Genomic DNA, 15,188 nt, shown 5'->3' on the forward strand with positions numbered 1-15,188 from the left:
TTTTCTTAAAAAGCGCGCTGCCGCACAGTAGCTTGCCAGGCAAACACGAGGGCTAGCGCGAGGGCCGCGCACAGCGACAACAAGCTGCGCCCACTGCGTTCGATGGCCCAGGCGGCAGCGGGTGGATGGTAATCAAAGGCCGGGATGCGTTTCCATAATTCCGGTCCCGACTGGTAGGCGAAGTGCTGGCCGCCCAGTACATCCGCATGCTGCACCAGGTCTGCGCTGACGATGTTCTGGATCAACCGTCGATGCTGTTCCGCCGCCGTGGTAAAGCTGCGGTGATGGCCGAAATCCGTACCCGCCGCATTGCTCGACAGCGCACGCATGGCCAGCATGGGCAGCAAGGCGCCGCTCCATTCCTGCACGCTTTGCTGGCGTTCCCAGGTATCCCACAGCCGTCCAAAATGGCGGTCGAATACGGCGTAGCTGGCATGATCGTCGAGCTGCAGGGCGCGGCCCCACTTCGAGAGCGGCACGTCGCGTCCCCAGCGCTCGGTGGTGCCGAAATTGGCCAGCCACAAACGGTCGGAAGTCGCTTTCAGGTCGGCGCCCAGTTGCTGGTTGAATTGCAGCTGGGTCGGCGTCGGGTAGAGCCGGCGCGACAGTTCAGCCATCACGCGCGGCGCGATCACGGCGTTGGCGATCCACAGGGCCAGCAAAACCGTGATCGCCACGCGCGAAGTCGAAGCGAGCGCCGACACGCCCAGGGTCAGGAAGATGAACACGGCGAAATACAGACAGTAGCACAGCACCAGCAAGCCAAACCGCAGCAAGGTGTCAAAGCCCGTTCCGGGATCGGCGCCCAGCATGGCGGCCACGCCGGCAATCAGGCCTGGGGGCGCCAGCAGCATCAGCAGGCTGAAGCCCAGTGCGGCCGCCTTGCCCCACAACATGCGCGAAGCCGGCACTCCCAGGCTCAGCGCCTGGCGCAAAATGCCCTGTTCGCGCTCGCCAGCAAAGGCGTTAAAGCCCAGCACGATCACCAGCAGCGGCCCCAGCACCTGCAAGATCCAGCCGGCGGACAAGTCGCCAAAGCGCTGCAGGCCGGTGGCGTCCTGCGCCGGGCGGAACATCACATCGCTCTGCCGATGCGCCTGCAGCCAGATGGTGCTGCCGATATACGGATTGATGCCGGGATCGATCAGCGCCAGGGCCGCCTCGGGCTTGAACGCGTGCATCCCTTGATGCGCGGCATCATGCGGATGGCGGCGCCCCTGCTTGAGCCAATCGGCATAATCCGCGCTTTGGGCGGCACGCTGTTCGGCACGCGCCTGCTGGCGGTGTTCGTAGCCGATCGCCAGGGCGGTCAATAGCAGCACCATGATCATGCCACCGGCCCATAGCAGGCGGCCATCGCGCCAGCGTTCGAGCACGTCGCGGCGAGCCATCAGCCAGATCATAGCGACGTCTCCATATGGCGCAGATATACGGTCTGCAATTCGCGGTCGCTGATCTCGGCGCTGGCAAAATTTTCCACCAGCTTGCCCTGCTTCATGATGCCGATGCGGGTGCCCGTATGGCGTGCGTGGAACAGGTCATGCGTGGTGGTCAGCACGGCCACGCCGTTGGCGCTGGCGCGTATCAGCAAGTTCGAGAATTCATTGGCCGCGTGGGGATCGAGGCCGGAAGTGGGTTCGTCCAGCAGCAAGGCCTTGGCCTCTTTGGCCAGCGCGACGGCAATCCACACCTTTTGCCGCATGCCTTTTGAATAGCCCGCCACGCGCCGGTCGGCGACCGCCGGATCGAGGCCGACTTCCTCCATCAAGCCCAGCAAACGCGCACGCGTCAGTTCATGTCCCAGTGCCAGGGCCGAGAAATAACGCAGGTTTTCCAGTCCGGACAGGGTCGGATACAGGTTGACCTGCTCTGGAATGTAGGCAACGTCCTGCTTGGTGCGCAAGGGGTTGCGGCTGACATCAAGACCATTGATCAATGCGCTGCCAGCGCTGGGCGCAATGAAATTGAGGAACAGGTTGATGGTGGTGGTTTTGCCTGCGCCATTGGCGCCCAGCAAACAGAAAATTTCGCCGGGTGCGACACGCAGGTCCAGCCTGTCCAGGGCGGTATGTTGGCCATAGCATTTGCGCAGGCCGATTGCTTCAAGCATAAGTCACTTTCTTCTGAAAGCGACAGAATACCTTAATGAGAATTGATTATCAATAACGAAGTGGCGAGTCCGTCAACAACGAGGGTTTCAACGGCTTCAATGGCAGCAGTCGCCTCCCACCGTTCCCAGGCTTTGCAAGATCGGGCAATCGGGCCGGTCGTCGCCGTGGCACGATTGCGCCAGGTGGGCCAGGGTGTCGCGCATCTCCGTCAATTCGGCGATGCGCTGGTTCAAGTCGGCCACATGGGATAAGGCAATGTTTTTCACATCGGCGCTGGCGCGCTGGTTGTTTTGCCACAGCGACAGCAATTCGCGGATTTGCTCCAGCGAAAAACCCAGTCCCCGCGCGCGCTTGATAAAGCGCAGCGCATGTAAATCATTCGGCGTGTAGACGCGGTAGCCGGCATCGGTGCGCGCACTGGGTTTCAATAAGGTGATGCTTTCATAGTAACGTATCATCTTTGCCGATACGCCCGTTTCACTTGCCGCCTGACCGATATTCATCCTGATCACTCCTTGGTATGTGCGCTGCGCGCTGTCCAGCGGCGCAGCAACAGGGCATTGCTGATCACGCTTACCGAGCTGAACGCCATCGCCGCGCCCGCCACCATGGGGTTGAGCAAGCCGAAGGCGGCCAGCGGAATGCCGATCAGGTTATAAATGAATGCCCAAAACAGATTCTGCCGTATCTTGCTGTAAGTGCGGCGCGAGATATCGATCGCGTCGGCCACCAGCGCCGGGTCGCCGCGCATCAGGGTAATCCCGGCGGCGTGCATGGCCACATCGGTGCCGGTCGACATGGCGATACCCACATCGGCCGCCGCCAATGCGGGCGCATCGTTAATGCCGTCGCCCACCATGGCGACCTTCGCGCCCTCGGCTTTCAACGCCACAATTTTAGCGGTTTTATCGGCTGGTAACATTTTCGCAGCCACCACGTCGATGCCCAGCAGCTTGCCGACAGCGTCGGCACTACCTTGATTGTCACCGGTCAGCATCACGGTCTGTATGCCCAGGCCATGCAGGTGGGCAATGGCCGCCTGCGCGTTCGGCTTGACCTGGTCGCTGAAGGCAAACAGGCCCAGCAATTGCGTGCCTGACGACAACCAGGAAATCGTGTTGCCCGTGTTTTCCAGTGTTTGCGCCTGGGCTGCCAGCGGCGCCATGTCCACCTTCAATTCCTGCATCAGCCGCGTACTGCCCAGCTTCAAGTCCTGGCCATCGACTTGCGCCGCCAGGCCCCGCCCCGGCAAGGCGGACAAAGCAGTGGCCGGCAATGGCGTGATATTGCGCGCGCCAGCGGCGTCCAGCACGGCGGTGGCCAGGCTGTGCTCGCTGCCGCGCTGGATGCTGGCCGCCAGTTGCAGCAGGCGCACCTCATCGATACCGTGCGCATGCAGGGCCGCCAGCGCAGGTTTGCCCACCGTCAAGGTACCCGTCTTGTCGAACACCACGGTGGTGACGGCATGCGCCACTTCCAGCGCTTCCGCATCCTTGATCAAAATACCGTAGCGGGCCGCCACGCCCGTGCCGGCCATGATGGCGGTCGGCGTGGCCAGGCCCAGTGCGCATGGGCAGGCAATCACCAGTACGGCCACGGCATTGATGATGGCTGTTTCCAGCTGGCCCGTGGTGAGCCACCAGCCCAGCAAGGTCAGCAGCGCCAGCACCAGCACCACGGGCACGAAGATGGCGCTGACCTTGTCCACCAGGTGCTGGATGGGCGCCTTGGCCGCCTGCGCATCTTCCACCAGGCGGATGATGCGCGACAAGGTCGTCTCGCCGCCTACCGCCTCGGTGCGCACCACCAGCAAGCCATCGGCATTGATGGACCCACCCGTCACCTTGTCGCCCACATGCTTATCGACCGGCAAGCTTTCACCGGTGATCAGGGACTCATTGATCTGGCTGGCGCCTTCCACCACCACGCCATCGACGGCCACCCGCTCACCGGGGCGTATCACCACCAGCTCACCGACTTTCACGTCAGCCACCGGGACATCGCTATCCTGGCCATCGCGGCGCACGCGGGCCGATTCCGGACGTAATACTTGCAAGGCGCGGATGGCCGACGCCGTTTGCCGCTTGGCGCGCGATTCCAGCCATTTGCCCAGCAACACGAGGGTAATTACCACGGCCGCCGCTTCAAAATACAGATGCGGCAACATGCCGTCCGCCGTCAACCATTGGTAGACCGACAAGCCATAGGCGGCGCTGGTGCCCAGGGCTACCAGCAAATCCATATTGCCGCTGCCCGCCCGCACCGCCTTCCAGCCAGCCTTGTAGAACCGCGCGCCAAAATAAAACTGCACGGGCGTGGCCAGCGCAAATTGCAGCCAGCCAGGCAACATCCAGTGGATGCCCGCCCACTCCAGCAACATCGGCAGCATCAGGGGAAACGCCAGGATAGCGGCCAGCACCACCTTGAGGCCGTCGCGCGAGGACGTCTGGATGGGAGTGTTCGATGAGCTAGCCACCGGCACGCTTGCCTCGTAGCCCGCCTTGGCGATGGCGGCGATCAGGGTAGCCGCATCGGCATCGCCCGTAACTTTCACACGCGCACTTTCGGTGGCCAGGTTGACGCTGGCGCCCGCCACGCCGGGTACTTTCAACAGGGCTTTTTCGACCCGGCCCACGCAAGAGGCGCAAGTCATGCCGGCAACGCTCAAATCGATATCGCGCTGGGCGACCGTATAGCCAGCCTTTTCCACGGCGGCCTGCAAGCTGGCAAACGGGATCGCTGTGTCGGATACGACCCTGGCCGTTTCCGTGGCCAGGTTGACGCTGGCGCCAGTCACGCCGTCAACCTTCAGCAAGGCTTTTTCTACCCGGCCCACGCAGGATGCGCAGCTCATGCCTTCGATGGCCAGCGCCTGCTGATGGGCAGAGGAAGAGGATGGTAAGGAAGGGGACAGTGCGGTCTGGTGCATGGCAGATCCTGTACGATAGATTAACTAATGTGTTCAGGATCTGCTATCCAATGATGGGAAGGTCAAGCCTTATTTGATTGCCATAACAATATCAACGTACCACGCAATCGATGGCCGCTGCATTCTTGCCTGCACCGCCAGCACCAGCGCCGGCCGCACCCGTGGCGGCTGAAAACGCTGGCGGCGGCGTGAATTGAATGTCAGGATGCGATGGAATGATGATCGGCGGCTGCAGGATGCCCGGCGTAAAGCCGAATTGCCCCGCTGCAAAATTTTGCGCCCCACCCGTATTACTCACATGAATCATACCTTCAATCACTTGCACGTACAGGCCAGGCGACAGGCTGCTCGATGCGGCCGATGAGGGCAATGCCGTGGCCGGCACTCCTCCCACCAGGGTCGCCGTAAAGGTAGTGCCCCGGATGCCGATGGTGGCCGACGGCGTCTTCATCTCGAAACGCTCCTTGTTGCGCTTGCCCAGCAAGCCCGTCACCGAACGCAAGCCGCCCTTGAGCAGGCTGAATATGGCGTGGTCGCCATCGGGCTGTTGCGCCTCATAGCTGAACTGTTCGATGACGAAGCTGGTATTCGGTTTCAGGGTGATTTCGCTGTTATCGATCAGTTTGATGAGGGCATAGGTATCCTTTTCCGTCAGCAAGGTATCGCCCGACTCGACTTCGGACTTGATGGCCAGGATCTTGACCTTGCCATCGGCTTTCTTGGCGAACAAGGGACCGTTCAATTGCATCACCGTGCCCGCCACCTGCCCGGCCCAGGCCTGCATGCTCGCGCACAGCAGGACCAGCCACAGCACAGCCTTAATTGCAGTACATTTTTTTAGTGCCATCATTGAATTTATTTCCTGTTGATTGATCGGCCGTCGCCACTTCCTTGACGTCATCCTTTTTCTTGTCACCGGCCGTGGTGTTCGTCACCGTGGGTAACAGAGAAGCGTTGGCCTGATCCGCCTGCTTGATAATGTTCAACGCGTCATTGATGGCCATATTCAAGCCCGGAGTGATGACGGGAGGCACGATCACCGGCGGTACAGTGCTGGGCAGGAAGATGGCGTCAGGCATGGACACCGTGCCGCCAGGCGCCAGCAAACTGACATCGCTGCGCTGGCGGTTGATGCGCACGCCGGAAGTGCCCGTGATGTTGCCGGTTTTAGCCAGCACCGTCATGCTAGCAGCAGGCACGGCAAAGCTGGCCGTATCGGCAAAGCGCACATTCGCGCCAGCCGTGGCAGCAAAGTTGCCACTGCTAACTACCTTGGTGTTTCCATTGAAGCTGAGATCACGTCCGGCAGTCAGGCTGATATTGCGCGCCGCCGCCAGGCTAGCACCGTCAGCCAGGGTAATATCGGCATCCGCCGCCAGATTGATATCGTTGCCGTTGAGCGCGCCATTGAGCGTGATGGGGCTATGCGCCGTCAATGTCACATTGCCGCCCGTGGTCTTGATATTGCCAGCCACAATGCCGCCGCTATTGTCGATGGCAATATTGCCGCCACCGCTGCTGATATCGCCCAGGCTCAGGCTGCCAGGCGCCGAAGTGTTCTTCAACACGATACCGCCGTCGCCACTATTGTTGGCAGTAAAGCTAGCAACCTGATTACCGGTATTGTCGAGCACGGTGCCGTTCGACGATTGCGTAGTCAAATTGGCGCTCACGATGGCGCCGCTCTGGCCGATGGCGCCGTTTAGCGCACTCAAGCGCACATCGCTCGCCGCCAGGCTGGCGAAGCGCAGGTCGCCGCTAGCCTGCTTGATCGCCAGTTGGCCGCCGAGATTGATCGCCCCGGCCGTCTGGCTGAAACTGTTGCCGATGGCCAGATTGCCGCTGCCGCTCAGCAGACCGCCACTTTGTCCGTAATGATCGGCCGACAAGCTGCCGTTCAGCAACAGGCTGCCACCGGTAATTTCCAGGCCCGCACTACCACCGAGCACGGAATGGTCTTGTGCGCTCTCACCCAGGCTCAAGCTGCCGCCCGTCAACAACAAGCCAGTCGCCGAGTTCAGGTTTTTCAAGACCGTGTTGCCAGCCGCTGCGTTATACGTGACGACGCCGCTGCTATGCGAAAAGTCGACCGCCAGCACGTTCGCCCCTTCCGGCACCACGCCGCCATCCCAGTTCGCTGCATCGCTCCACAAACCATTGCCGCTGCCTATCCAGGTGGACAAGAGTTTTTGCGAAATCGTCGCCTGAGCCGTGCCGCCCGTGGTGTTCAAGACATAGTTGCCCGCATCGGCGCCCGCCAGGCGGAAACCGCTGGCCGTCACCAGCTTGTCCGTGCCCGCATTCTTGTCGGCGAAACTGCCGCTGCCGCCCACCACGCTCACCACATCCTGGCCCAGCAGACCAGACACCCCAGCGCTGACGGCAGCGTTAGTCGTGCCGTCATACACCTTGTTGCCGGCAACCAAGCCAGTCAGGTTCAGGGCGGCTGGCGTGATGCTGGCCAACAAGCCAGTTGGCAAAACCACAAAATAATTGCCTGCATCCTGGCCAGACAAGGCCACGCCATTGAGACTCACGACCTTGCCGGCGCCCACATTCTTATCGGCAAAGCTGGCACTAGCCGCCAGCCCCAGCACGTCGCCGGCAACCCGGTCATCGCCCAGCACGACATTTGCCGCCGTGCCGCCGTCATAGATTTTATTGACACCAGTTGCCGATACAGTCAGGGCACGTGCCGCAATATCGGCCGTGGTGCTGCCGCTGTGGCTGCTGAGCACATAGTTGCCCGCATCCGTTCCGGTCACGCCGACATTGCTCACGTTGACGGTTTTACCGGTACCAGCATTCTTGTCGGCAAATTCTGCATTGCCAGCCAGGTTCAAGACATCACCCGCTACCCGGTCATCACTGATATTGAGACCAACGCCGGTATTGCCATCGTAAGTCTTGTTGACGCCGCTGAAATTCAGGTTCAGGGTGCGCGCAGCAATATCGGCCGTGGTGCTGCCGCTATGCGTATTCAACACATAGTTGCCAGCATCGGCACCAGTCACACCAACATTGCTCACGCTGACGGTTTTACCCGTACCAGCATTCTTGTCGGCAAATACTGCATTGCCAGCCAGGTTCAAGGCATCACCCGCCACCCGGTCATCACTGATATTGAGACCAGCGCTGGTGTTGCCGTCATAGGTCTTGTTGATGCCCGTAAAGCTTAGGTTCAGGGTGCGGGCGGCGATATCGGCCGTGGTGCTGCCGCTATGGCTGCTCAAGACATAGTTGCCCGCATCGGCTCCCGTCACACCCACATTGCTCACGCTGACGGTTTTGTTGCTGCCTGCGTTTTTGTCGGCAAATGCTGCATTGCCAGCCAGGCTCAAGACATCACCCGCTACCCGGTCATCACTGATATTGAGACCAGCGCTGGTATTGCCATCGTAAGTCTTGTTGACGCCGCTAAAATTCAGGTTCAGGGTGCGCGCGGCAATATCGGCCGTGGTGCTGCCGCTATGGCTGTTCAATACATAGTTGCCCGCATCGGCTCCCGTCACACCCACATTGCTCACGCTGACAGTCTTGCCCGTGCCTGCATTCTTGTCGGCAAATGCTGCATTGCCAGCCAGGTTCAAGACATCACCCGCTACCCGGTCATCACTGATATTGAGACCAGCGCCGGTGTTGCCGTCATAGGTCTTGTTGATGCCCGTAAAGCTCAGGTTCAGGGTGCGGGCGGCGATATCGGCCGTGGTGCTGCCGTTATGGCTGCTGAGCACATAGTTGCCCGCATCGGCACCGGTCACGCCGACATTGCTCACGCTGACGGTTTTACCCGTACCTGCGTTCTTGTCGGCAAATGCTGCATTGCCAGACAGGGTCAAGGCATCACCATCGATACGGTCATCGCTGATGCTCACACCAGTCGACGTCGTGCCATCGTAAGTCTTGTTGACGCCATTGAAGCTGATGTTCAGGGTGCGTGCCGCGATATCGGCCGTGGTTGTGCCGCTGTAGGCACCCAATACATAATTGCCGCCATCACTGCCTGACAGCGCACCGCTGCCGCTGTAATTGATCGTCTTGCCATGGCCGGCATTCTTGTCGCCGAAACTGGCCTGCACATTCGCCAGGCTGACCTGGTCGCTGCCCAGTACGCCCGCAAGCGCCGCGTTGATGCTGGCACTATTGCTGCCGTCATAGACTTTGTTGATGCCGCTGACAGTGCCCAGGCTCAAAGCAGCGCGGCTGATGTCGGCGCTGCCGCTGACCGTATCGGCGGCCAGCATGTAGTTGCCTGAGGCATCACCAGACAGGCTGACGCCGCTGGCGTTGACGCTCTTGCCACTGCCAGCGTTCTTGTCGAGAAATTGCGCATTGCCGCTAGCGTGCACATTGTCGCCATTGACCACATTGCTCAGTGCATACGTGGCGCCGCCGAAACCGGTAGTGCCGTCATAGACCTTGCTGCCGCCCACCGTCACACCGAGCAGACGCGGCGTGATCGCCAAAAGATTGCTGCCTGTGATGCTGATGTCGTATTTGGTCGACCACAAGCCATCGAGCGCGTAACTGCCAACATTGCGCGCCGATTGATAGGCCAATATCCCATTGGCGCTGGTGTCGCCGTCGAGCAAACCGGTGTACACCAGCGTACCGTTGAAGATAGCGAACTGGCCATCGTAGACTTTGCTGGTGGCGGCGCCCGAGACATCCACTGTCAGCGGTTTCAGGAACGCTTTCAGCATCGGCGTGGTATGGCCGCTATAAATGCGCCACACGGCACCATTGCTGAAATTAAAGCCATTAAAACTCGATTGCAGCTGCATATGCTCTGCATCAAGGCCGCTGGCGCCGCCATTGTCGGTTTGCTGGCCGGAATTATCCTTATCCCAGTAAGCGCCGCTGACTGTGCCGCCGGCATTGCTGCCCACTACGCCGCCAATCGCCGCCGTAAAGCCGCTGCCATTGACCGCACCGCTGCTGAACACATTGCTGACGGTGCCGCTATTACTACCGGCCAGGCCGCCCAGATTCTCATGCACCAGTGTCATATCTGCGCCGCTCGCCATGCCGACCGCACCAGTGGCGTAGGCATCGCTGATGCTGCCACTATTGCTGCCGACCAGGCCACCCACGCTGCGTGAGCCGCTGACATTGCCGGTCGCATACGATTGCGTGATCGTCGCCTGGTTGCTGCCGACCAGGCCGCCGACAAATTCACGCGCGCCATTGACGGCGCCGCTGGCGGTCGACACAGTAATATTTCCAGCGCCAAAGTTGGTACCGGCCAGGCCACCGACAAACGCGCCACCAGCCTGGTTGTCACCGTTGACATTGCCACTGGCGCCAGAATGATTAATGAGGCCGCTATTCGCACCCACCAGGCCACCAACGGCATTGCTGCCGCTGACATTCGCGCTGCTGAACACATTATTAAGCTTGCCACCGTCATTCAAACCGACCACCGAACCTACGTTGTAAAGACCGGTGACGCTACCACCTTGCAAACTCAGATTGTTGATGGTTCCGCCTTGCAACCTGGCAAACAGACCCACGCCAGAGGTGCCGGGCAGATTGTTGGTATTGACGGTCAAAGCACTGATCGCATGACCGGCGCCGTCGAAAATGCCGGCGTAGCCTGGCACATTACCGTTGGCAATCGCGGCAAAACCAGCACCCTGATTCCAGTTGGCAGTACCGCTGGCGTCAATATTGGCAGCCAGCACATAGTTGTTTGCCATGCCCAAGGTGTTGATACCTTGCAAGCCATAGATATCGGCAATCTGGTATGGCGAAGCACTGCCGTTACCACCCATGACACGCAAGAAACTACCATTCTGCAAAGTAAAACCACGCGCATAAAACGCGGGCAGGCTGGCGCTGTTTTGTTGCCACGCGCCACCATCGAGGGTAAATACGCCGCCCACGTTGACGGCGCCAGTCGCACCGATGGTGCCGCCGCCCACCATCAAATCCTTGGCCACGGTCAATGGGCCGCCCAGGTTCATTGCGCCGCCCGTACGCAGCTCCAACAAATTGAGGCTGCTCAAGCTGCTTAAATCCAGGCTGCCCAGCAAGTTCAAGGGGCCGTTGAAGGTATGGCCGCCTACCGTGATATGCCCAGCGGCAATGGTTTTCAATTCGGTGTCGGTCAAGCCCAGCACGGTTGAACTGTCAGCTGCGCCGCTACCGATATCGATTTCACCATCGGAGCGCCGCTCCAGCGTGACTTGCCCGCCAGACAGCGAATCCGCGCCACCGCCCAGACTCATCTTGTCGGCTTGCAGCATCATGTTCGTCGCCGCCAAACTGCCGCCACTGTCAACGGTCAGGGTGCCGCCCACGCCCGTTTTCAGTTGCAGATAGCTGTCAGACTGGAGCATCGCCAACTGGTTCGATACGGTGATATTGCCGCCACTTTCCAGGTTCAGATTCTTGATACCCGTACCGGTCGTGGTTTGCGCCAGATTGATCGCCTGGAAGGTCGAAATGTCGCCACTGTTACTGTTGCCAATATTTAGGGTACCAACGGAAATCCGATTCAATTGGTCATTCAGCAAGCCCAGCGCATTACCGGCCAGGTTACCCAGAAAGATAGCGCGGCCATTCGTCCAAGGCACCAAGGTAACGCTGGCCTGGCTGGCAGCACCGCCAAAATTGATGTTACCGGTAAAACTGATGTTGTCGGCTTGCAGGCTGACCGTCTGGTTCGTCCCGCCTTCGCCCTTCAATTGATCGCCGCTGCCAGTCAAGGCAATGCTGCCGCCAGCCTCGTTGGCGCTCAATGCCAGCTTGCCACTGCCGACATTGATATTGCCAGCACCGAGCACGCTGGCGCCAGAAATCGTTACCGCACCACCATTGCTGCTAATCGCTGCATTCAAGTTGACATTCGACCCCGCAATCTTGGTACTGCCACTGCTGGCGTCATTAGCCGACAGCGTTACCGCACCGCCATTGGTTGTAATGGCCGCATTGACATTGATCGCCTCGCCCGCCTGCGCGGTCAGACCGACGTTCGCCTGCGCGATATTGATGGCGCTGCTGAAGGTGATGCGGTGCAGCGCCTGCAAGGTGACATTGCTCGTGGCGCTGGAAATCAGGTCGGCGCCGATGGAAGTCGTGCCGGTGACCGGGGCGTCGCCAAACTGGTCAACGTTGCCGAGCACGCCACCGTTGCCAGCCACCACCTCGATATCGTAAGGATCGAGCAGCCAGTTACCCTGCTTGCCGCGGCTGGCGCGGGTATCGACGCGGATGCCATCGACCGCCAGGTAATGGCCCGAAGTTTCCACAAAACCACCATCGCCGGACGCGGCCCCGCCACGCGCCGATATGCTGCCGAACACGCGTGCCGTCTGGTCGCCCCAGACGATCACCTTGCCGCCATTGCCGCTGTCGATCGCATCGGCCGCTACCGTGGCATCGCTATCCACAAATACCTGGCGCGCATTCGGGATGGCGGCATTCTTGCCCTGATAATCGCCGCCCAGCAAGACCGTGCCGCCACCTTTGGCGCCGCTGACATCAATGTGCGCATCACCGGTCAAGCCCACCTGGTCGCCCAGCACCGTGACCTGGCCACCCGTGCCAGCGCTATTGCTGGCGCTGGTGACGCTGCCCGCTTCCAGCATCGCCTTGCCGCTCGCTTGCAAAACGATCTTGCCGTTTTCGCCGACCACCGCGCTGTTCGCGTTCAAGCTGCCGCGCTGGTTGATGAGCGCACCATACATGCCGATCTTGCCGCCCTGCGCAATCACCTGGCCCACATTGAGCGCCTGGTCCGACGGCGCCGACACCACCACCTGCAAACCGGGGTTGGCGGCATCGGCCAGTTGCACGCTATGGCCAGCAGCCAGCACCACTTCGCCATTCGGCGCGGTAATGATGCCGCTATTTGTCACGTTCGGCGCGATCAGCAATACCTTGCCGCCGCTGCCCGCATCAATACTGCCCTGGTTGCTGACGGCCCCGGCGCTGCTGGCGCCATTGAAGTTCATCTTGCCAGCCAGGAAATCCTGGTTCGACAAGCCGAGGCTGGACGCCACCAGGCCGTTGACGTCGACCCGCGCATCGCGCCCAAACAGCACGCCGTTGGGATTGATCAGGAACACCTTGCCATTCGATTGCAGCGCACCGAGGATCTGGCTAGGATCTTGTCCCGTGATGCGGTTAAGCACGGCGCTATTCGCGTTTTGCTGGATAAAACGGGTCAGCTCGCCGGGATTGATCGAAAAACTCTGCCAGTTGATGATGGTGTTAGGCGTGTTTGTAATCGAAAATACATTGCCTTGCTGATTGAACGTCGCCTGTCCACTGAGCACTTGCGGCAAGGTCGGATTCGCATGGGCCATGCCGAAACAGCTGGAGATCAGCAGCGCCAGCGCGGTGCGCCGCAATGGCGGCGTCAGGGCCGTTTGGCGGCTGTGCAGGATGGGATCTGTATTTTTCATGAATTATTCTGGATACTAATAGGACAGGGCCAGCCTGAAATGCAGGCGGTTGCTGTCATTGCGGCCGGTATCACCGGCGTTGAGTACATGCGCGTAATCGATTTGCAGATTGGCGTAACGACTCAATAGCAAGCGCGTGCCGATACCAAAACTGCCGATCGCATTGCCTTGCGATTCGCCCGGCAAGCTGTGATTGCGGTTCAGCCAGGCACTGTCGTAAAACACCAGTCCGCGGCACTGATACAGGGCAGTATTGCCGCACCAGTTGGGCGTGTAAATTTCCAGATTCAGACTGGCGCCGGAATCGCTCGATACCTGGCGCTCGTCGAAACCGCGTACCGACGCCGCGCCGCCGGCGCCGAACTGTTCGCCAGGCACCAGTGCATCGGGTGTGTATTGGGCATTGAAAATACTGCGCAACTGCCATTCATTGCTGAGCACCTTGCCCCAGTTCATGCTCAGGCGCGCCGTGCTGTAGCTCGCCTTGGCGCCAGCCCGCGCCAGGTTGAAATCGGCCTGGGTACCGTGGCGGCCACCGGGCAGGTTGCGCGACAAGGTTAGCGCCAGGCTAGCTTCGCCATCCTCACGGGTCCATGCGCCGACATAGGCGACGCTGAGCGGATGCACGGTAACGTCGCCGCCCAGCTCAAAGCCCAGCAATTGCACGCTATTCTGATACGCCTTGTAATCGATACCGTAGATCAGCTTGGGTTCGTAATTGTCGGTCTTGGGAAAATTTTGGTTGTAGCGCAGGCCGGCCATGGTGCCACGGCCACTGACAGCGAGGTCAAAAATGCCGGCCGCCACGGTGCCCGAATCCACATTCGAATAACTGGCGAACACATCGATCGAATCACCGAGCGCATACAGCGGCACATGGTAGCCAAGACCATAGATGGCAACCTTGTCCGGCTTTTCCAGCGAGGTCGTGTATTGCAGGCTGGCGACATGGTCCAGGCCCCACAGGTTCGCATTTTGCAGCACCACGCCGGCATGCGTCTTGCCTGTTTGCCCACTGCCCGTATTGTCCAGGTTCAGCATGGTTTTCCACGGGTTCTCATCGGCCACCGACACAGTCGCGTCGAGCTGGCCTTCGGTCTCGCTGGCGGCCAGCTTGACTTCCATCTTGCGGGCCGGATTTTCATTGGCCAATTTCAGGCTTTTCCCCAATGCCGGCAAGTTCGGCGAACTGCCCACGCGCAGTGCAGGCAAGGCGTGCAGCACATTCGCTGCATCGGCATGGCGGTTGCCGCTTATCGTTATCTGGCCGATCGCCGTTTCCACTACGGTCAGCTGCACCACGCCCCGGTCCAGCTCCTGCTCCGGCAAGGTGACTTGCACCACCGTGTAGCCGCGTTCGCGGTAGGCATTTTCCAGCGCCTCGACGGCGTGTTGAATATCGCCAAAATCGCGCTGCGTGCCGGTAAAGGGCGTCAGCAGGGTGGACAGCAATGCGGGCGCCAGCAAGGTATTGCCCTGGACATCAAAGCGTACGATGTCGAAATGCGGAATCGCGATATCCGTTGCGGGAGCGGTGGCAGACTGCGCGGCGGCCTGAGTTTGCCCTGCAGCGGCTGGAGCGATTGCACAGGCAGCGCCCGCGACGAACAAAAGCGCCGAGCCCGCAAGCAGGTGCACCAAACGATAATTCATGAGTGAAGATTTCTTGTGGTTGCATGAGCACGACGCTGGCCAGGCGCAACACCGTTGTGCTCATCAATTGATTGAATGCAAAGT

At 60.2% G+C, this 15,188-nt stretch carries 7 protein-coding genes; all 7 read right to left on the reverse strand.

The genetic code is table 11. The annotated features are described in order from the left end of the window. Window positions 1-5: 5 nt before the first annotated feature. Window positions 6-1,403: an ABC transporter permease subunit gene (locus tag HDE72_RS11370; protein ID WP_183740678.1), complete on the reverse strand. Its 1,398-nt coding sequence runs from the start codon at window positions 1,401-1,403 to the stop codon at window positions 6-8. Continuing rightward, window positions 1,400-2,110 carry an ABC transporter ATP-binding protein gene (locus HDE72_RS11375; protein ID WP_183740681.1) on the reverse strand — a complete coding sequence of 237 codons (711 nt, stop codon included), beginning with the start codon at window positions 2,108-2,110 and terminating at the stop codon, window positions 1,400-1,402. The genes HDE72_RS11370 and HDE72_RS11375 overlap by 4 nt, the downstream gene beginning before the upstream one ends. Window positions 2,111-2,206: 96 nt before the next feature. Further along, window positions 2,207-2,614: a Cu(I)-responsive transcriptional regulator gene (cueR, locus tag HDE72_RS11380; RefSeq protein WP_183740684.1), complete on the reverse strand. Its 408-nt coding sequence runs from the start codon at window positions 2,612-2,614 to the stop codon at window positions 2,207-2,209. A gap of 5 nt (window positions 2,615-2,619) precedes the next feature. After that, entirely contained in the window at window positions 2,620-5,040 is a 2,421-nt protein-coding gene (locus HDE72_RS11385) for a heavy metal translocating P-type ATPase (RefSeq protein ID WP_183740687.1), read from the reverse strand. Window positions 5,041-5,131: 91 nt separating this feature from the next. Then, window positions 5,132-5,854 (reverse strand): FecR family protein, encoded by a 723-nt coding sequence (locus HDE72_RS11390; RefSeq protein WP_311735226.1) that lies wholly within the window; start codon window positions 5,852-5,854, stop codon window positions 5,132-5,134. 4 nt (window positions 5,855-5,858) lie between these two features. Then, complete coding sequence (locus HDE72_RS11395) at window positions 5,859-13,451, reverse strand: YDG domain-containing protein (RefSeq protein WP_183740693.1); 7,593 nt, start codon at window positions 13,449-13,451, stop codon at window positions 5,859-5,861. 15 nt (window positions 13,452-13,466) lie between these two features. Then, window positions 13,467-15,104, reverse strand: coding sequence for a ShlB/FhaC/HecB family hemolysin secretion/activation protein (locus tag HDE72_RS11400; RefSeq protein ID WP_183740696.1), 1,638 nt, complete (start codon window positions 15,102-15,104; stop codon window positions 13,467-13,469). Window positions 15,105-15,188 lie beyond the last annotated feature (84 nt).

The organism is Janthinobacterium saanense (genome assembly GCF_014200675.1).
In the GTDB taxonomy this organism is placed as follows: Bacteria; Pseudomonadota; Gammaproteobacteria; order Burkholderiales; family Burkholderiaceae_D; genus Janthinobacterium.